This is a genomic window from Sphingobium trunci, from assembly GCF_022664535.1.
In the GTDB taxonomy this organism is placed as follows: Bacteria; Pseudomonadota; Alphaproteobacteria; order Sphingomonadales; family Sphingomonadaceae; genus Sphingobium.
The window spans coordinates 87786-106533 of sequence record NZ_JAKUJY010000010.1 but is presented as its reverse complement, the minus strand read 5'-3'; the positions used below and the strand labels follow the sequence as shown (position 1 = coordinate 106533).

Sequence of the window (18748 nt, the reverse complement as noted above, 5' to 3'; positions counted from 1 at the left end):
TCAGCCCGCGGCCTGGGCGGCTTTGGCGCTCTTCGCTTGCGGCGCATCACCGGGCAGGCGCACCGGCACGCCGTCGGTCAGCTTGACGACGCCATCGGTGACCACGGTCTGGCCTGCCCTGACCCCGCCCAATATCTCCACCAGGCCGTTCTGCCGGACGCCCGTATCGACCTTGACCCGCTTCGCCTTGCCGTCTTCCACCAGGAAAAGGAAGCGTTCCTCGCCATCCCCGACCACCGCGAGTTCGGGCACGGCCAGTGACTGGCGCTGTCTGGCGATGACATTGACGGTCAGCAGCATGCCGGGTTTCAGCGCGCGATCCGGATTGGGCAGGATCGCGCGCACCTTGACCGCACGCGTGGCCGGATCGATCACCGGATCGATGGTGGCGATGGTGCCGCTGAACGGCCGGTCGGGCCAGGCGGCGGACATGGCCTTGATCGGCTGCCCCTCACGGATCAGCGCCAGACGGGTTTCGGGCACGGTGAAATCCAGCTTGATCCGCGAAATGTCGCTGACCGTGGCAATGGGCGTGCCCGCAGTCACGATCGCGCCGGGCGAAACGGTGCGCAGGCTGACCCATCCGGCAAAAGGCGCGCGGATGATGCGATCGCCGATCGAAGCACGGGCCTGCTGCGCGCTGGCGCGGGCGGAATTGGCCAGCGCCACCTGGCTGTCGAGGCTGGCGGCGGTCGCGAAGCCGCGCTGCTTGAGGGCCTGAATGCGCTCCAACTGCTGCTGCGCCACCAGAGCCTGCGCCTGCGCTGCGGCCAGTTCGGCCTTTTCCTGTCCGACCGCCAGGGTCGCGATCACCTGCCCCCGGCTGACGAAGCCGCCGTCGCTGAAATGGAGCGAGGTGATGCGTTCCGTCACCGGCGCGGACAGCACGACCTGCTCATTGGCAAAGGCGGTTCCGACCGCGTCGAGATCGTCGCTGAAGCTTTCATGCGCGATCGGGGCGGCGGAGACCAGCGCGGCCGGGCGAGCTTTCCTTTCCTTCTCGCCACCACAGGCAGAAAGGTTGAACGCAATCAGAAGAAGGAGGAGAGGCGGGCGCATGGCAATGGAATAAGGGGCCTTTGGAGGCGATTCAAATGGGCATTTGTCGCATATTGTCACTATAGCGGCGAAACGGATGTGACGGGATTATCCACCAAATATTGCGTAGAGAAGAAACTCTACATTGCCCTGCGGACCGGTGATCGGGCTTGTCGTGATGCCTTCGACCCGCCAACCCTTCGAGGTCGCCCAGCTTCTCGCCTCCTCGCACACCCGTTCGTGGATCGCGGGATCGCGGACGACGCCGCCCTTGCCCACTTCCTCCCATCCCGCCTCGAACTGCGGCTTGATGAGGGCGACGAGCCGGGCACCGGGACGGGCGAAGCTCAAGGGGCGGTCCAGCACCTTGGCGAGCGAGATGAAGCTGGCATCGCAGACGATCATGTCCACCGGCTCGGGAATATGGTCGGCGGTCAGAATGCGGGCGCTGGTCTGTTCATGGACGATGACGCGCGGATCGGACCGCAGCTTCCAGGCCAGCTGGTTGGTGCCGCTGTCGACCGCATAGACCCGCGCGGCGCCATGGGTCAGCAGGACGTCGGTAAAGCCGCCGGTCGAACTGCCGACATCGATGGCGACCGCACCGCTCACGTCGATCTGGAAATGTTCGAGCGCATGGGCGAGCTTGATCCCGCCGCGCGAAACCCAGGGATGGTCGCGGCCCTTCACCTCCAGTTCCGCATCGGCGGCAATCTGCTGGCCCGCCTTGTCGATCTTTCGATCGCCCAGAAAGACCAGGCCCGCCAGGATGAGCGCCTGCGCGCGGGCGCGGCTTTCGGCCAGACCGGAATCGACCAGAAGCTGGTCGGCGCGCACCTTCGCCATCAGGGTAGACCGGCCGCGCGCGGCAGGGCGGTCAGCGTCGAAGGCGTCAGGATCTGGGGCAGGATTTGCGCTTCCTTGCCGGGGGCGTACCAGAGATAGAGCGGCACGCCGGATCGCTCCTGCCCTTCCAGAAAGCGGGTGATGGCGGGATCGGCATTGGTCCAGTCGCCGACCATGACGGTGACGCCTGCCCTGTCGAAAGCGGCGCGGGTTTCGCTGCGGTCGATGGCGGCGGCTTCATTGGCCTTGCAGGTGAGGCACCAGTCGGCGGTAAAATAGAGGAAGACCGGCTTGTGCGCGGCACGCAGGCTGGCCAGACGGGCTTCGTTGAACGGGATCGCCCCGGCCGCATTCGCGATCCTCGGCGCATATGTGGGCAAGGCGGCGGCAGTGCCGGCAAAAAGCGCCAGCGCGGCCGCTGCCACCGCCATTCCGCCGCGCTTGCCATGATGCTGGCGCCGGCCAAGATACCAGAGGAGCAGGCTCAGAAGGACGGCTCCGCCGATGCCGATCGCCATGGCGCCCCCGCCCCGCTGCTGGCCCAGCAGCCAGAGGAGACCCAGGGCGGTCAGCGCCATGGGTATGGCAAGGATCTGCTGGAAGCGGCGCATCCAGGGGCCAGGCCGGGGCAGCCGCGTCCGCAGCGCGGGCACATAGGCCAGCGCCAGGAAGGGCAAGGCAAGGCCAAGGCCAAGGCCTGCGAAGACGCAGAGCGCCGCGGGCAGCGGAAGGATGAGCGCTGCCCCCATGGCCGCGCCCATGAAAGGACCGGTGCAGGGCGTGGCGACAAAGGCCACCAGTACGCCAGTCCAGAAGGCTCCGGTCGAGCCGCCCTTGCCCGCCAGCTTTTCCCCTCCCCCAAAGGCGCCGAGTTCGAACAGGCCCGCAAGGTTGAGGGTGATCGCGGTGACCAGCAGCAGCAGGAACAGGATGATGCGCGGATCCTGCAACTGGAAGGCCCAGCCGACCGCCGTTCCGGCCGCGCGCAAGGCAAGCAGCAGGCCGCCCAGGGCAAGGCAGGTCGCCACGATCCCGAAGCTGTAGGCGATCGCCTCACGGCGGACGACATGTTCGTCACCGCCCGCGCGGGCGAGCTTCATCGCCTTGAGCCCCAATATCGGGAATACGCAGGGCATGATGTTGAGCAAAAGGCCACCCAGCAGCGCCCCGCCCAGTGCGAGAAAGGCGGTCTGGAGAGTGGCCGGACGGGCCGCCGGAACGGAGCCGGGCCGGGCCGTCAGCAGAAAGCCGACATGATCGCCGGTCCGCAGCACGGCCTGTACCGGGCCCGGCCTGAAACCCTGCGCCGCCTCCGTTTCGATCAGCAGACGATCGCCTTCGCGGGTGACATTTTGCGGGGCGGCATAGCGAGCCAGACTGTCCGTCAGCGGAAAAAGATGGACGTCGGCGGCTTTCGCCCCCGCCGGAAAGGGCACGGACAGGCGCAAGCGGCCATCCGTCACCGCATAGCTGCCCTCGCTGCCCAAGGGCCGGGGAAGATGGCTGCGCCAGTCGTCAAATTGTGCGCGGCGGGAAGGCAGGACCGCGCCGTCGCCCGCGACCAAATCCAGCACCAGTTCCGCGCCTTCGGGCACGCAAACCTTGTCGGTACAGGCCAGCCAGTCGGCGCGGACCCGGATCGGCAGCTTCGCGCCCGCAGGCACATCGGGCGCAAGCGTCAGGGTGGCCAGCACCCCATAGGGCCCTTCATAGACATGGTTCATCAGGCCCGAAATGACCAGCGTCTGGGGCACGGGATAGCGGAGCACCCCGATGGTCACGCCCTGGGGCAATGTCCATTTGACGGTCATGCCAAGGCCCGCATCGCCGGGATTTTCCCAATAGCCGTGCCAGCCCGGCTCCGGCGCCATGGAAAAGGCGATGGTCGTGCCCGAACCCGGCCGAGGAATGCCACTTTCCGCGACCAGTTCCGCCGCGATATGGCGCGTGCCCTGGCCGAACGCGCCCTGCGCCCGCGCCACGGCCGGCGCGAAAAGCAAAAGGAACGTCATCAGAACGACATGAAAAATCCGCATCGGGCCTCTGTTCCGGTGTGTGCATGCGGGCTAGGTCCCGATGCATCCGCCGTCAAGGCATCAAAAGGTATTCCGTCAATGCTGAAAAACGTCGTTGCCGCCCTGCTTCTTGCCAGCGCCCTGCCCGCGCTGGCGCAACCCCCGGCCGCGACGGCTCCGGCGGCGCCGCCCAGGCTGATCGTGGCGATCTCCGTCGATCAATTCTCCGCCGACCTGTTCAGCGAATATCGGCAATATTATCAGGGTGGGCTGAAGCGGCTGACCGAACAGGGGATCGTCTTTCCGCGCGGCTATCAAAGCCACGCGGCGACGGAAACCTGCCCTGGCCACAGCACCATCCTGACCGGCAGCCGCCCGTCGCGCACCGGCATCATCGCCAATAACTGGTTCGACCTTGGCACGGCACGCGCCGACAAGCTGGTCTATTGCGCCGAGGACGAGACGCAGCCGGGCACCAGCAGCGACAATTATCAGGCATCCCCCGTGCATCTGAAGGTGCCGACGCTGGGCGGGCGGATGAAGATCGCCAATCCGGCGACGCGGGTCGTTTCCGTGGCGGGCAAGGACCGGGCGGCGATCATGATGGGCGGCCCGACCGCCGATCAGGTCTGGTGGCTCGGCGGGCCGCAGGGCTATGTCAGCTACAAGGGCGTGGCGACCCCGCCGCTGGTCGCCAAGGTCAACCAGGTCATGGCCCAGCGGCTGGCCCAGCCCAATCCCGGCTTCGAACTGCCGCCGCAATGCGCGCCGAGGGATTTTGCCGTGAAGGCGGGAGACCGCACCGTCGGCACCGGCCGCTTCGCGCGGGACGCGGGCGATTACAAGGGATTCCGCGTCTCGCCGGAACAGGATGCCATGACCCTGGCCTTCGCCGCCGCCGCGATCGAGAGCATGGATCTGGGCAAACAGGCGCAGACCGACATCATTTCCATCGGCCTGTCGGCAACCGACTATATCGGTCACGCCTATGGCACGGAGGGGACGGAGAGCTGCATCCAGATCGACCGGCTCGACCGCGAACTGGGCGCCTTTTTTGATCGGCTGGACAAGGACGGGCTGGATTATGTGGTGGTGCTGACCGCCGATCATGGCGGCCATGACCTGCCCGAACGGCATCGCCTGAACGCTATGCCGATGGAACAGCGCGTGGACAAGGCGCTGACGCCCAAAGCCCTGTCGGCGGCGATCGCGGACAAGACCGGCATCAGCGGCAAGACGCTGATCTGGGGCGATGGCCCGGCGGGCGACCTCTATTTCGACCGCAGCCTGACCGCCGCGCAGCGTGCCAGGGTCGAAGCGGCCACGCTGGCCCTGCTTCGCGCCCATCCGCAGGTCCAGACCGTCTTCACCAAGGCGGAGATCGCGGCCGCGCCCACCCCTTCGGGTCCGCCGGAAAGCTGGTCCCTGCTTCAGGAGGCGCGGGCAAGCTTCGATCCGCAGCGTTCGGGCGACCTGCTCGTACTGCTGAAACCGCGGGTCATGTCCATTCCCGAGCAGGCGGTGATGGGCGCCGTCGCCACCCATGGCAGCCCCTGGGACACCGACCGCCGCGTGCCGATCCTCTTCTGGCGCAAGGGCCTTGCCCATTTCGAGCAACCGCTGGGCGTCGAGACGGTGGACATCATGCCGACTCTGGCCGCGCTGATCAAATTGCCGGTCCCGAAGAACGAAATCGACGGACGCTGCCTCGACCTGGTCGCCGGAGAAGGAGACAGCTGCCCGGCGCAATAGGTTTTCCCGTCAGATATTCTCCGCGATTCCGTCGCGTCCTCCCTCCAGCAGGGCGTGGACGCGGTGGGGCGCGGAGACTTCGACCCGGCTGGTCACTTCATAATGCGCCTTGGCCTGACGGACATTGCTGTCGGCGGGCACGCTGTCCGTCAGCCAGACATTGCCGCCGATGACCGAGCGGCTGCCGATGATGATGCGGCCCAATATGGTCGCGCCGGCATAGATCACCACATCATCCTCGATGATCGGATGGCGCGGCAGGGCCTTTTCCAGCCGCCCCTTCTCATCCGCCGGAAAGCTGCGCGCGCCCAGGGTCACGCCCTGATAGATGCGCACCCGGTCGCCGACGATGGCGGTTTCGCCGATCACGACGCCCGTGCCGTGATCGACGAAGAAGCTGTGGCCGATCTTCGCGCCGGGATGGATATCGATCCCGGTGCTTCCATGCGCGATTTCGGAGATGATGCGCGCCACCAGCGGGGCGCCGAGCTGATAGAGCCGGTGCGCCAGGCGATGGTGGGTGATCGCCAGCATCGAGGGGTAGCAGATCAGCACCTCATCCACGCTGCGGGCGGCGGGATCGCCCAGGAAGGCGGCCTCCACATCGCTGTCCAGCAGTTCGCGCAAGGTAGGCAGGCTTTGGGCGAAGGCGCCGATGATGCGCGAGGCCTCCCGGTCCAGATCGTCCGACGCCTCCCCCTGCATCGCGTAGATCAGCTCCAGCCGGATCTGTCCGTAGAGGCGGCTGAGGACCGTCTGCAATGTCTGCGCGACATAGGCATCCTCATTATGCAGACGCACGAAACTGGGGCCGAGGCGAAGGGGGAAGAGCGCGCCGCACAGCGCCGCCATGATCTTGGTCAGTTCGGCACGGGACGGGAAGCCCTCCGCGCCATATTCGGCGTGATGCTCCTGCGCCAGCCGCCAGCGCCGCCGCACCGCGCCCAGTTCGGCCGCCAGCCGATCGATATCCCAATAGCCTTCCTGCGCCGTCATATATGCCTCTTCCAGAACAGGTTTCCGGCATAGCCCGGCCATGGGCGCGGCGATAAACGAGTTTTGCTTGGGGGTTGTCAGATTCTCTTTGTCAGCGCCTGGACTGGTCAGCCGGCAGATACAGGCAGATTTCGGCGCGCAGACCGCCCTCCGGGCGGTTGGCGAGGATCAGCCGCCCGCCTTCCTGCTCCACCGCGCGGGCGACGATGGCCAGCCCCAGGCCCAGCCCGCGCGTGTTGCGCTGGCGCGCTTCGTCAAGGCGGGCGAAGGGTTTCAGCACCTCTTCCAGCTTGTCGCGGGGAATGCCGGGGCCGTCATCATCGACGCGGATCAACACTTCCTTCTCCCGCCGGTCCAGCGTCACGCGGGCATGGCCGCCATAATGCAGGGCATTCTCGACCAGATTGACGACCGCCCGGCGCAGCGAAAGCGAACGGACCGACATTTCGAGATGGTCCGGCCCGCAATAGTCGACCGGCCTGCCCTGATCCTGAAAGGCATCGACCACGGTGGCGACCAGCACCGCCAGGTCCGTGCGGACCGGAGGCTCACCATTTTTCTCGCCGCCCAGGAAGGCAAGGAGCGAGTCGACCATCTCACCCATTTCCGCTAGGTCGCCCTCGATCGCCTCCCGTGCTTCATTTTCGGGCAGCCCTTCGAGCCGCAGCCGCAGCCGGGAAAGCGGCGTGCGCAGATCATGGCCGACCGCCGCCAGCGTCTCCGTCCGCTCGGTAATCAGTCGGTGGATGCGCTTCTGCATCGCGTTGAAGGCGCGGATGAGGTTGCGCACATCGTTGGAGCCGCCCTCCTCCACCGTGACTTCATCGCTGAGGCCGATGCGTTCGGTCGCCCTGGTGAGGTCGCGCAGCGGCGCGAGGGTGCGGCGGATCATCAGGCCGCCGACGATGAGCAGCGCCAGCACCGGGATGAGCGCCAGCCCCATCCGGCCGATGGTGAAGGTCCATTTGCCGCCGCTGTGCCGCATGCCGAAATAAAGCCAGCTGCCATCGGCCAGCCGCATGCCGCCGTTGATTTCCGATACGCGCCCCGGCGAGGCCAGCCGCAGCCACAGGCCCGATTGCTCCAGCGTGGGCTCCCAGGTGATGATCTGGCGGCGCATCCTCTCCAGTCCCGGCGCCAGCGGCGGCGGCGGCGGCGAAGAGGGGGTCCAGTGCACATCATAACGGTCAGTGGTCAGTTGCAGCGCCAGCGCGTGACGCTCGTCCGGCGGCTGCTCGGTCAGCAGCTTGCGCGCGATGACCAGATGTTCGGCCAGGCGGCGGGCCTCGTCATCCTGCAGGGACAGATGATTGGCCCGCTCATAGACCAGCGTGCCGACGGCAAATTCCAGCGTCAGGGTCAGCAACAGGATCGCAAATATCTGCCCGACCAGGCTGACATGCCGTCTCAAGCGCGGCTGACCTCCGCATTGAACATATAGCCGACGCCGCGGACGGTGGTGATCGGCGCGGTGCGGTCATCCGTCGACAGCTTGCGGCGCAGGCGGCTGACGAGCACGTCGATGCTGCGGTCGCTGCTGTCGCCCATGCGGGTGCGGGACAGTTCGATCAGCCGCTCGCGGGCGATGACGCGCTGCGGATGGCTGAGGAAGGAGCCGAGCAGATCGAATTCCGCCCCGGTCAGATCGACGACCGCCCCGGTGGGCGAGCGCAGTTCCCGGCGCGGAAAATTGACGATCCAGCCGTCGAAACGAGCCTCATTCTCGCGATGCTCATCCGGGCCGCGCTCCACGCCGACGCGGCGGAGAATGGCGCGGATACGCGCGATCAGCTCGCGCGTGCCGAAGGGTTTGGGGAGATAATCGTCGGCGCCCAGTTCCAGGCCCACGATGCGATCGGTTTCGCTGCCCTTGGCGCTGATGAAGATGATCGGGACATCGCTCTTGCGGCGGATCTGGCGGCACAGGTCTATGCCGTTTGTGCCTGGCAGCATCACGTCGAGCACCACGAGGTCCACCGGGCCGGCATCGAAGGCCACCCACATTTCCGGACCGGACGAAGCCGGGCGGACCTGATAGCCATGCTCCTGAAGCGCCCGTGCGGTCAGCGTGCGAAGCGGCGGATCGTCCTCTACCAGGATGATGGTGGGGGCCGTCATGCCGGACCTGCCGGGCAAGGAAATTTGCTCATGGACAGCGAGATAGGTGCCCCCGGACCAGCGGTCAACCGCACGTTGCCGCAGCAACAAGCCTCAGCCAATCCAGCAATAATTTGTCACGAGCGGGACAAGGGACCGCGCCCACACAGCAAGATTAGTCATGCCGGGCCTCCTCGAGAGACGCCCGGCATGCAGCACGTCAGAAGGCGGCCGAAAGGGAGAAGACCACCTGGCTGCGCGCAATCGACTTGCCGAAATTATCGGCATCCTGAACCATGAAGTTGGGGCGGAGATAATTTTCCTCGACCCGCGCGATGTCGGTATCGACATAAGCGATGCCCAGCGTCAGCGGCGTACCCGGAATGGCGACGTCCGCGCCCACCAGCCAGTCGAGATATTTGCCGGTCGGCGCGATCGAGGTGCCGTTCGGACCCAGGCCCGAATTGCCGTTGGACCAGCCCAGATGCGCCTTCAGCGTGACCGGCGTTTTGGGTACGGCGCCGCTGATGTCACCCCAGATATAAAGATTGTCCTCCTTGTCGCCGGGATTGGAAATGGTGCAGGCGGCATCGCTGCACCATTTGCCCAGCGCTTCCTGCTTGGGGGCATAGGCGACGCCGATCAGGCCCTTGACCGGACCCAGTTCGCTCGACAGCTTGACATAGGGTTCAGCGAAATCGGTGATGTCCGCGCCCGAGGGATACATATACCAGGTGAGGCCGACATCCAGGGTCGCGCCGCCCAGCGGGATGGCGTAGCCTGCGAACAGGTCGAGTTCCATGTTGGCGCCGCCGAACTGGCCCCAACCGGCGAGGCTCGATGCCCAGGTGCCGACATAGGCGCCGCTTTCATGCGTGACGGTGACGCCGCCCTGAATGGCCATTGCCTTGTCGGACTGAGAAACGCCACGGAAGCGATAGTCGGAAACCAGGGCAACGCTGCCGGAAACGGTGACGGGGCCTGCGGGCTCTTCCTGAGCGAAAGCCGGAGCGCTGGAGAGCAGCGCAAGCGCGGCAAAGGCAATCTGATACTTCATGAACATTCCCCTTTTAGGCAAGAATGTTCCGTCCTGCGTTCGCCAAGCCCGACGATCTTTACTTTCGTTTGTCTTCGATACTGGCGAATTGATCAAAGATTATGGTTGCACCGGGATCATGGGAAATGGATTTTGCCGCATATGCGAAGACAATCACATATCTGTGCTTTCTGAAACACGATTATTTTCTTTTATTGTTCTGAATGTTTCTATTTCATTTCTATTTTCAGACACAAAAAACCGCCGCGCCATGGTTATGACGCGGCGGCTCTCTGATCGCCTGAGGAGGGGGTGAAGGTCAGGCGACCAGATGACGCATCCGGCCGGTGGCGCCGAACAGTTCGACCTCTGCGCCCGTGCCCCGGCGCCGATCGACCCATTCGCGAACCATTTCCGCGCAGGTATGATCGATATGGCCCAGCCGCTCGACGTTGAGGATGACGAGGCGGCCGGCAGGAACCGATTCCAGCCTGGCCGAAAGCCTGGGCAGGCTGAGGAAGGTGGCGGTCCCGTGCAGCGCCACTTCATGCGCATCCTCGCGGCTTTCCTCTTCCATGCCGAACCGCAGGCGGCGGGCGTGGGGCAGCATTTCCAGCAGCGACAGGCCGATGCCGACCAGAACGCCGGTCAAAAGGTCGGTCGCCACGACACAGACCAGCGTCGCGGCCCAGACCACGGCCGGGAGCGGACCATAACGATGCAGGAGATGCTTCACATGATCGACGCTGACCAGCCGGACGCCGGTCACGACGAGAATGCCCGCCAGCGCAGCCATGGGGATTTCCCGCAGCAGCCAGGGAAGCAGGGCGACAAAGCCCAATATCCAGACGCCATGCAGGATGGTCGACAGGCGGGTCTTGGCCCCGGCCTGAACGTTGGCCGAGCTGCGGACGATCACGCCCGTCATCGGCAGCGCGCCCGCCACGCCGCAGAGCAGATTGCCGACGCCCTGAGCGCTGAGTTCGCGATTGTAGTTGGTGCGAACCCCGTCATGCATGCGGTCGACCGCCGCAGCCGAAAGCAGCGTCTCCGCACTGGCGATGAAGGCGATGGCGATGGCAGTGGTGATGATGGTCGGGTTCGTGAGTTGCGCGAGGAGCCCCTGCTCCGGCAGCGAAACGGCCGAAAGGATCGATTCCGGCACCACGACCCGCGCCACCGGAAGACTGAGGGCAAAGGCCACCAGCGTCGCGAGCACCACGCCGACCAGGGCGCCCGGCACCAGCTTCAGCGAGACCGGACGGAATTTCTCCCAACCCAGCATCCCACCGATCGTGACGAGGCCGACTGCGAAGGCGGTCGCCGCATCCTGATGGGTGAGGCCGAGAATCTGCCCTGGCATGGCAACCAGATTGGCAAGGCCGCTCGACAGGGGTTTGTCGTCGAACAGAACATGGAATTGCCCCACGACGATCAGCACGCCGATGCCCGCCAGCATGCCATGCACCACGGCCGGCGAAATCGCGCGGAACCAGCCACCGACCCGCAGCAGACCGGCGACCACCTGTATCGCACCGGCAAGAATCAGGATCGGCCCAAGGGCGGACAGCCCCTGTTTCTGTACGATTTCGAAAACGATGACGGCCAGACCAGCCGCCGGACCGCTGACCTGCAGCGGCGAACCTGCGAACAGGCCGACGACGAGGCCACCGATCATGCCGGTGATCAGACCCTTTTCCGGCGGCACGCCGGAGGCGATGGCGATGCCCATGCACAGCGGCATCGCCACCAGGAAAACGACGATGGACGCCGTGAAGTCGCGGCTGAACGTGCCGCCGGAAAATGCCTTGAGCATGGATTTACTCCGCGGCCTGGGCGTAGGCGACATCCACGGCAAGGCGCTTGGCGTGCGGCAGCGCGACAGGCAGCGGCTGACCTTCGCGCAGCGGCAGGAAGCGGCCGGTTTCGCCGTCCAGCCCGAGCACCTGACCCGCATGAATGTCGACATACCAGCCATGCAGCGCGATTTCGCCACGGGCGATGCCTGAAGCCACGGACGGATGGGTGCGCAGATGGGCAAGCTGCACCACGACATTTTCCAGCGCCATGTTGCGCAGCTTTTCAGCATCGCTCAGATCGTCGGGGTAGCTTTCGCGGCAGACCTTCTGCGCGGCATGGCTGTGACGCAGCCAGGCGGCGACATTGGGCATCGACGTCAGATCGGCATTGGTGGACAGCGCCTTCATCGCGCCGCAATCGCTGTGCCCGCACACGATGATGTCGCGCACGCCCAGCACCATCACCGCATATTCGACGGTCGAGGTGACGCCGCCATTCTGCGTCGCGTGCGGCGGCACGATATTGCCCGCGTTGCGGCAGACGAACAGATCGCCCGGATCGGCCTGCATGATATGTTCGGGTACGATGCGCGAGTCCGCGCAGGAGATCATCAGCGCCTTGGGGCTCTGGCCGTCGCTGGCAAGGCGATTGTAGAGCGCGCTCTGGTTCGGAAAGACCTGGCTTTCGAAGCTGAAGACGCGACCGATAAGCTCGTTCATGTCACTGCATCCTTCTTATGTGCTGGCCGGTCAGGGGCACCGGCCTTGATGATGAAGGATAGGGAAGCGTTTTTGCTGCGGCGCAGCGCTTTTGTTAAATAATATGTCTGAGTGATCGAAAGCGGATCAGGTGCATCGTTCCGTCTGATTTTTGAATAAAAACAGAGCAATAGCTCAGAAACAAAAGACTTGTTCAACGCCGGTCGACGACGGCGCCGAACATATATCCGCCGCCCCGCACCGTGACGATCGGTGCAGGCCGTCCGCCATGACCCAGCTTGCGCCGCAACCGGCTGATCAACACATCGACGCTGCGGTCGGAGGAAGGCGTATCGCGGACCCCGGCCAGTTCCATGAGACGGGACCGGGCAATGACGACCTGCGGATGGTCGAGCAGCACAAGGAGCAAGGAAAATTCCGCTGCGGTCAGTTCCACCGCCCCGCCGTCGGGATCCGTGACTTCGCGGCGGGAGGAATCGACCACCCAGCCATCGAAGCGCGCCTCGGCCGGACGCCGCGCACCCAAGGCCCGTTCGCTGCGCCCACGGCGAAGAACCGCGCGCAGCCGTGCGGCGAGTTCGCGGGTCGAATAGGGTTTGGCCAGATAATCGTCGGCGCCCAGTTCCAGTCCGACCACCCGGTCGACCTCACTGCTGTTGGCGCCGACCAGGATGATCGGCACGTCGCTGCGTTCCCGGACGTCACGGCAAAGGTCCATGCCGTCCGGGCCGCGCAAGGCGGCGTCCAGCACGACCGCGCCCACGGGCATGCTGTCCATCGCATTCCAGATATCGTTCGCCGAAGCGGCCGGCAGGGCCCGAAACCCGCTTTCCTCCAGCGATTGGCGCACCTCATGGCGCGCTTCCTGCTGGGCTTCGGCGATCAGAATGAGCGGTGGGCTCATCCGCCTTTCACGGACAGCGCGTGAATGCCGTCAAGTTCGTTCACCAGAACAGCGCGATCCTGCCGGGCGACAGTGGCGGCGTGATCCGACTGGGCGGCGGAATAGCGGGCGACTTCCGCCTCGATCTGGCTGCGCGCGGCCGTGCAGTTGCCGGCATGGCTGCCCGAGAGGGGCGCGAAACGGTGGATGGGCTTGGCGACCGCCGCAACCGGGCGGCCCTGCGCCGCGACGTCGCGGTTCACCACCAGTTCGGCCTGCCAGCGGCACACCGGCAAGGATGGACGATTGGCGAAACGCGATTCGACTTCACGGAAGTGGACGGTGGACTCCGTCCGGTAGCTGGCCGTGTAGGCGTTGGAGGCATGGGTGATTTCAGCGCTGTGGATCGGCGTCGCTGCGGCCAGCACCGCGGCGCCCGATGCGAGAATGAGAAACATGGGAGCTTTCTCCTTTACAACCGGAAACGGTCGATCCGGATTTACGCAGCCTGAATGTCTCCGTAATTTGCCAAGCGTTACAAATTGTTGCTCAAGCATTTTCCATCAGCCAAGGCGCAGCAGTGCGGAGCGGTCCGCCGCCGGCTGGCCGGACAGATGATCCAGCAGGGAAGACAGCCATAGCGCATCGCTCGCCGCGCGGTGCCGAACCGGATATCGGGCATCGGCAAAGGCGACCGCTTCCATGATCCTTCGCTCGCCCGCGCCATGCTCGTCCAGCAACAAGGAGACATGATCGATCATGAAGGGCGTGGCTTGTCCTGCCGCGTCGGCCAGCGTCTCCAGCCAATATTGGTCGATCAGGCTGTCGGCGACCATATGGTGCCCTTCGACCGCCGCGACCAGTTCCGTGAACACGGTTTCGACCGGCTGTCCCTCGCGTTCCACCTGCTCGAGAGTAAGGCCATGCAGGCGCTCGGCTTGTGCCGACCAGTGCCATCCGGCCCAGTCTTCATGCGGCCGGATCAACCAGCTCTGCGCCCGGCCCTGCCCGGCAATGCCGACTTCGATCGGATAGGAAAGGCCATGGCGGGGGAGGCAGGATGCCTCGAAATCGATCGTGAGGATCGCCAATTTACTCTCCATATTTCAAGGTTCTGACCGCCCTTCTTTAGACCGGCCGACCAGATTTTCGCTATGCCCTCCATGACTCCCGACTATGTCAGTCCGAAGTCAGCGGCGCCAAAAATGATGCCGATGGCCCCTTTCCGTCGATCAGCCGAAGAAGAGGCTGACGGGGGAAAATCGACTTAATCTGGAGCAAGAGACCGCAACCTCCTGACCGCATGGTGCTTTTAGACCCTGCGCCCCGCCAAAGTCGTGGAACCCGTGGTGGCGCATTTCCAAGGGAGGAATGTCCGGCCATGAAAATCGCGCAGATCGCCCCGCTCGCCGAAAGCGTGCCACCCCGCCTCTATGGCGGAACGGAGCGGATCGTATCCTATCTGACGGAGGAGCTTGTCCGGCAAGGCCATGACGTGACCCTGTTCGCCAGCGGCGATTCGGTGACCGGGGCGGAACTGGTGCCGGTGACCGAAATGGCCCTGCGGCTGAACCCTTCCGTGCGTGATCCCATACCCTATCATATGATATTGCTGGACGCGGTGCGGCGCCGCGCGGACGAGTTCGACGCGCTGCATTTCCATATCGACCTGCTCCACATGCCGCTGGTGCAGGATTTCATCGGTCGCGCGGTGACGACCCTGCACGGACGGCTGGACCTGCCCGACCTGCCCGCCTTTTACCGGGCTTTCCCCAACCATAGTCTCGTGTCGATTTCCGATCATCAGCGCCTGCCCATGCCACCGGTCAATTGGGCGGGGACCATCCATCACGGCCTTCCTTCCGGCCTGCTGCCCGCCCGAACGCAGGCCAGCGACGGCTATCTTGCCTTTTTGGGACGGATATCGCCGGAAAAGCGGCCAGACCGGGCCATCCGCATCGCCGCGCGCGCGGGCCTGCCGCTGCGCATCGCGGCGAAGGTCGATGCGGTGGACCGCCTTTACTGGGAACAGGAAATCGCGCCGCTGATCCAGCGGTTCCCGAACGTCAGCTTCATCGGCGAGATCGGCGAGGCCCAGAAAGCCGATTTTCTGGGACGGGCCAGCGCCCTGCTGTTCCCCATCGACTGGCCCGAACCCTTCGGGCTGGTGATGATAGAGGCGATGGCCTGCGCCACCCCCGTGGTCGCCTTCCGCTGCGGATCGGTGCCCGAAGTGATCGAGCACGGGGTGTCGGGCTTCATCGTCGAAACCGAGGACGAGGCCGTCGACGCCGTTCGGCGCCTGGACGATCTGGACCGTTGCCGCGTGCGCGCCGCTTTTGACGCACGCTTCACGGCAGAACGGATGGCGGCCGATTATGTCCAGCTTTATCATGGTCTCCCCGGCGCCAGGACCGAAGCGGCCCTGCTCCGCCGGTTGCGCGGAGAGGAAGCGGGGCTTCAGGCGGTAGGATAGGAGAGAGGCATGTCGGCAAGCCAATTGCAACCGGACGTTTCATCGACGGAGCCGGGACAGAATCTCTCGCAGGCACAGACGCAGTTCTTCATTCCTGCCACCGCCTCCCTGCATGAGCGGCGCCCCCGGACGCTCAAACATGGGGACAGCTTCGCCGTGTTCGACCATAGCGGCGACGCCATCGCCGGGCCGGGCAGCCCCGAGGGACTCTATCATCGCGACACGCGGCATCTGTCGCATCTCTACCTCACCATCAACGATACCCGACCCATGCTGCTGAGTTCCGGCCTGCGCGACGATAATGCGCTGCTGACCTGCGACCTGACCAACCCCGACTTTACGGGGGCGGACGGACGGATGGAGGTGGAGCATGATCTCATTCATCTGCGCCGGACCCGCTTTCTCTGGGGCGGCGGGGTACATGAACGGATCACCGTCCGCAATTTCGACACCCAAGCGCACAGCGTCAGCCTGAACATCAGCTTCGCCGCGGATTTCGCCGATCTGTTCGAGATACGCGGAATGACCCGGCTCCGGCGCGGCACGATGCGCGAGCCGGTGGTGGAGGCCGATGCGGTGCTGTTGGGCTATGAAGGGCGCGACGGCAAGGTAAGGGAAACCCATTTGCGCTTCGATCCCGCGCCGCAGGGACTGACCGCCAATCATGCCCGGTTCGAGGTGTCCGTTCCGCCCGGAGAGCGGCGAACCCTGTATATCCAGATCTGCTGCCAGCGGACCCACAGGCCCAGCGGTGCGCTATCCAAGCATTTTCTCAAGACGCTGCGGGAATCCATGCAGTCCCTGAGGCAGGCCCGGTCCCGCGGCGCGACGGTGCGGTCCTCCAACCAGCTCTTCAATGAAGTCGCACGGCGGTCCGTGGCGGACATCACCATGTTGTCGACAGACACCGAATATGGCCCCTATCCCTATGCGGGCATCCCCTGGTTCAGCACCGTCTTCGGCCGCGACGCGATCATCACCGCGCTGGAGACGCTGTGGCTGGACCCCGCGATCAGCAAAGGGGTTCTGGGCTATCTCGCCGCGCATCAGGCAAAAGCGTTCGACGCGGCGGCCGATGCCGAACCAGGCAAGATCCTGCATGAGGTGCGCCATGGCGAGATGGCGGAACTGGGAGAGGTGCCGTTCCGGCATTATTATGGCAGCATCGATTCCACGCCCTTGTTCGTGATGCTGGCGGGCGCCTATCTGGAGCGCACCGGGGACAGCGACTTCATCGCCACCATTCTGCCGAATGTCGAAGCCGCCCTGAACTGGATCGAACTCCATGGCGACCGCGATCGCGACGGCTTCGTCGAATATGGGCGTTTCACCGATCAGGGGCTGGTCAATCAGGGGTGGAAGGACAGCCATGATTCGGTGTTCCATGCCGACGGCACGATCGCGCGCGGTCCGATCGCCCTGGCGGAGGTGCAGGCCTATGTCTACGGCGCCTGGACGGCAGCGGAGGCGATCCATGCGACGCTGGGCGATCTGGCCAAGGCCCTGGCTTACCGCAAACAGGCGGAGGAACTGCGCCTGCGGTTCGACGCCGTTTTCTTTGACGCGGAGATCGGCACCTATGTCATCGCGCTGGATGGCGAGAAAAGGCCATGCCGCGTGCGTTCTTCCAATGCCGGGCATGTCCTTTTCACCGGCCTTGCGCAGGAGGATCGAGCGGAAGCGGTGGTGCGGACGCTGATGGCGCCCGCATCCTTTTCGGGCTGGGGCGTCCGGACCATCGCCTCGACCGAGATACGCTATAATCCGATGAGCTATCATAACGGTTCGATCTGGCCGCATGACAATGCGATGATCGCGGCCGGCTTTTCACGTTACGGTTACAGGCGCGAGGCGGCGCAGATTTTCGAAGGGCTGTTCGCCGCCGCCACCTATGTCGACCTGATGCGCCTGCCTGAACTGTTCTGCGGCTTCCCCCGGCGCCGGGCACAGGGGCCGACCTTCTACCCCGTAGCCTGCAGCCCCCAGGCCTGGTCGGCCGCCGCCCCCCTCTCGCTGATCCAGTCCAGCCTGGGCATCGGTTTCGATGTCGACAGCGGCGAGATTTCCCTGCGGGAGCCTGCCCTTCCCCGCTTTCTGGACGAACTGACGCTCCATGGCTTGCGATTGGGCGAAGCGCGCGTCGATATCGCCTTCGATCGCATGGGCGACAAGGTGGTGGTCAAGCCGCTCGACCGCACCGGAAGCGCGCGCGTGGTGACCATTGCCTGACAATTGGCGCTTGGCTTCGCCCGATTCCTGCCTAAATCGCTGACCATCGCAGTTAAAGGATGGACCCAAGGCATGGCAGGAACCGCTTTCATCACCGGCGCAACCGCGGGCATCGGTGCAGCGTCGGCGCGACGCTTCGTGGCGGCGGGATGGAAAGTGATCGTTACCGGACGCCGGACCGAACGGCTGGATGCTCTGGTGAGCGAACTGGGTGCGGACCATGCGCACGCGATCAGCTTCGACATGCGTGATGGCGCGACCATGGACGCGGTGCTGGCCGGCCTGCCGCCGCGCTTCGCCGATATCGACCTGCTCATCAACAATGCCGGGCTGGCGCTGGGCACCGCTCCGGCGCAGCAGGCCGATCTCGCGCAATGGCAGCAGATGATCGACACCAACATCACCGGCCTCGTCACCATCACCCACAAGCTGCTGCCGCAATTGATCGATCGCAAGGGCGCGATCATCAACATCAGTTCGGTGGCCGCGACCTATCCCTATGCCGGAGGCAATGTCTATGGCGGGACCAAGGCGTTCGTCAGCCAGTTCTCGCTCGGCCTGCGGTCCGACCTGCATGGCACGGGCGTCCGGGTGACCTCGATCGAACCGGGCATGGTGGAAACCGAATTCACCCTGGTCCGCACCGGTAGCCAGGCGGCATCCGACGCGCTTTATGGTTCCGCCCATCCGATGACGGCGGAGGATATTGCCGAAACCCTCTTCTGGGTCGCCACCCAGCCTCCGCATCTCAACCTCAACCGGATCGAACTCATGCCGGTCACCCAGTCCTTTGCCGGATTCCAGGTCGCCAGGCAGGGATGATCCGCTTTCACCGGACATGAAAATATTTTGAACCGGACG

17 protein-coding genes are annotated in these 18748 nt (G+C 64.9%); 5 read left to right on the top strand and 12 right to left on the bottom strand.

The genetic code is table 11. The annotated features are described in order from the left end of the window. The 3 genes from MJ601_RS11315 to MJ601_RS11305 all read right to left on the bottom strand — a co-directional run bounded on the left by MJ601_RS11315 (window position 1) and on the right by MJ601_RS11305 (window position 3920). Window positions 1-1059, bottom strand: coding sequence for an efflux RND transporter periplasmic adaptor subunit (locus tag MJ601_RS11315; protein WP_242126402.1), 1059 nt, complete (start codon window positions 1057-1059; stop codon window positions 1-3). 87 nt (window positions 1060-1146) lie between these two features. Continuing rightward, window positions 1147-1884, bottom strand: a complete 738-nt coding sequence (locus tag MJ601_RS11310) for a TlyA family RNA methyltransferase (protein WP_242126400.1) — start codon at window positions 1882-1884, stop codon at window positions 1147-1149. Further along, window positions 1884-3920, bottom strand: coding sequence for a protein-disulfide reductase DsbD family protein (locus MJ601_RS11305; protein WP_242126398.1), 2037 nt, complete (start codon window positions 3918-3920; stop codon window positions 1884-1886). The genes MJ601_RS11310 and MJ601_RS11305 overlap by 1 nt, the downstream gene beginning before the upstream one ends. Before the next feature lie 78 nt (window positions 3921-3998). On the opposite strand from MJ601_RS11305, the gene MJ601_RS11300 reads away from it, so the two are divergent. Further along, window positions 3999-5651 carry an alkaline phosphatase family protein gene (locus MJ601_RS11300; protein WP_242126396.1) on the top strand — a complete coding sequence of 551 codons (1653 nt, stop codon included), beginning with the start codon at window positions 3999-4001 and terminating at the stop codon, window positions 5649-5651. Between the two features lie 9 nt (window positions 5652-5660). Here the strand turns inward: MJ601_RS11300 and epsC are convergent, their stop codons facing one another. From epsC to MJ601_RS11280, 4 genes are all read right to left on the bottom strand, one after another. Continuing rightward, complete coding sequence (gene epsC, locus MJ601_RS11295; protein ID WP_242126393.1) at window positions 5661-6647, bottom strand: serine O-acetyltransferase EpsC; 987 nt, start codon at window positions 6645-6647, stop codon at window positions 5661-5663. 91 nt (window positions 6648-6738) lie between these two features. After that, the gene (locus MJ601_RS11290) at window positions 6739-8058 is read right to left on the bottom strand and encodes an ATP-binding protein (protein ID WP_242126391.1); all 1320 of its coding nucleotides are present in this window, start codon (window positions 8056-8058) and stop codon (window positions 6739-6741) included. Then, the gene (locus tag MJ601_RS11285) at window positions 8055-8765 is read right to left on the bottom strand and encodes a response regulator (protein ID WP_242126388.1); all 711 of its coding nucleotides are present in this window, start codon (window positions 8763-8765) and stop codon (window positions 8055-8057) included. The genes MJ601_RS11290 and MJ601_RS11285 overlap by 4 nt, the downstream gene beginning before the upstream one ends. A gap of 199 nt (window positions 8766-8964) precedes the next feature. Further along, window positions 8965-9807, bottom strand: a complete 843-nt coding sequence (locus tag MJ601_RS11280) for a TorF family putative porin (RefSeq protein ID WP_242126386.1) — start codon at window positions 9805-9807, stop codon at window positions 8965-8967. Here MJ601_RS11280 and MJ601_RS11275 point away from each other — a divergent pair. After that, window positions 9800-10096 (top strand): hypothetical protein, encoded by a 297-nt coding sequence (locus tag MJ601_RS11275; RefSeq protein ID WP_242126383.1) that lies wholly within the window; start codon window positions 9800-9802, stop codon window positions 10094-10096. The two genes, MJ601_RS11280 and MJ601_RS11275, sit on opposite strands and share 8 nt — an antisense overlap. Before the next feature lie 3 nt (window positions 10097-10099). Here the strand turns inward: MJ601_RS11275 and MJ601_RS11270 are convergent, their stop codons facing one another. From MJ601_RS11270 to MJ601_RS11250, 5 genes are all read right to left on the bottom strand, one after another. Beyond that, the gene (locus MJ601_RS11270) at window positions 10100-11596 is read right to left on the bottom strand and encodes a SulP family inorganic anion transporter (RefSeq protein WP_242126381.1); all 1497 of its coding nucleotides are present in this window, start codon (window positions 11594-11596) and stop codon (window positions 10100-10102) included. Window positions 11597-11600: 4 nt separating this feature from the next. Beyond that, complete coding sequence (locus MJ601_RS11265) at window positions 11601-12299, bottom strand: carbonic anhydrase (RefSeq protein WP_242126379.1); 699 nt, start codon at window positions 12297-12299, stop codon at window positions 11601-11603. A gap of 193 nt (window positions 12300-12492) precedes the next feature. Next, a complete protein-coding gene (locus tag MJ601_RS11260) occupies window positions 12493-13203 on the bottom strand; it encodes a response regulator transcription factor (protein WP_242126376.1) in 711 nt (236 codons plus the stop codon). After that, window positions 13200-13640: a hypothetical protein gene (locus tag MJ601_RS11255; protein ID WP_242126374.1), complete on the bottom strand. Its 441-nt coding sequence runs from the start codon at window positions 13638-13640 to the stop codon at window positions 13200-13202. The genes MJ601_RS11260 and MJ601_RS11255 overlap by 4 nt, the downstream gene beginning before the upstream one ends. Window positions 13641-13745: 105 nt before the next feature. Next, complete coding sequence (locus MJ601_RS11250; RefSeq protein WP_242126372.1) at window positions 13746-14285, bottom strand: 3'-5' exonuclease family protein; 540 nt, start codon at window positions 14283-14285, stop codon at window positions 13746-13748. A gap of 278 nt (window positions 14286-14563) precedes the next feature. Here MJ601_RS11250 and MJ601_RS11245 point away from each other — a divergent pair, with 278 nt between their 5' ends. The 3 genes from MJ601_RS11245 (at window position 14564) to MJ601_RS11235 (ending at window position 18709) form a co-directional block, all read left to right on the top strand. Further along, window positions 14564-15658 carry a glycosyltransferase family 4 protein gene (locus tag MJ601_RS11245; protein WP_242126370.1) on the top strand — a complete coding sequence of 365 codons (1095 nt, stop codon included), beginning with the start codon at window positions 14564-14566 and terminating at the stop codon, window positions 15656-15658. A gap of 9 nt (window positions 15659-15667) precedes the next feature. Further along, entirely contained in the window at window positions 15668-17887 is a 2220-nt protein-coding gene (locus MJ601_RS11240; protein ID WP_242126368.1) for an amylo-alpha-1,6-glucosidase, read from the top strand. A gap of 72 nt (window positions 17888-17959) precedes the next feature. Beyond that, window positions 17960-18709, top strand: a complete 750-nt coding sequence (locus MJ601_RS11235) for an SDR family NAD(P)-dependent oxidoreductase (RefSeq protein WP_242126366.1) — start codon at window positions 17960-17962, stop codon at window positions 18707-18709. The last annotated feature ends 39 nt before the right edge of the window (window positions 18710-18748 follow it).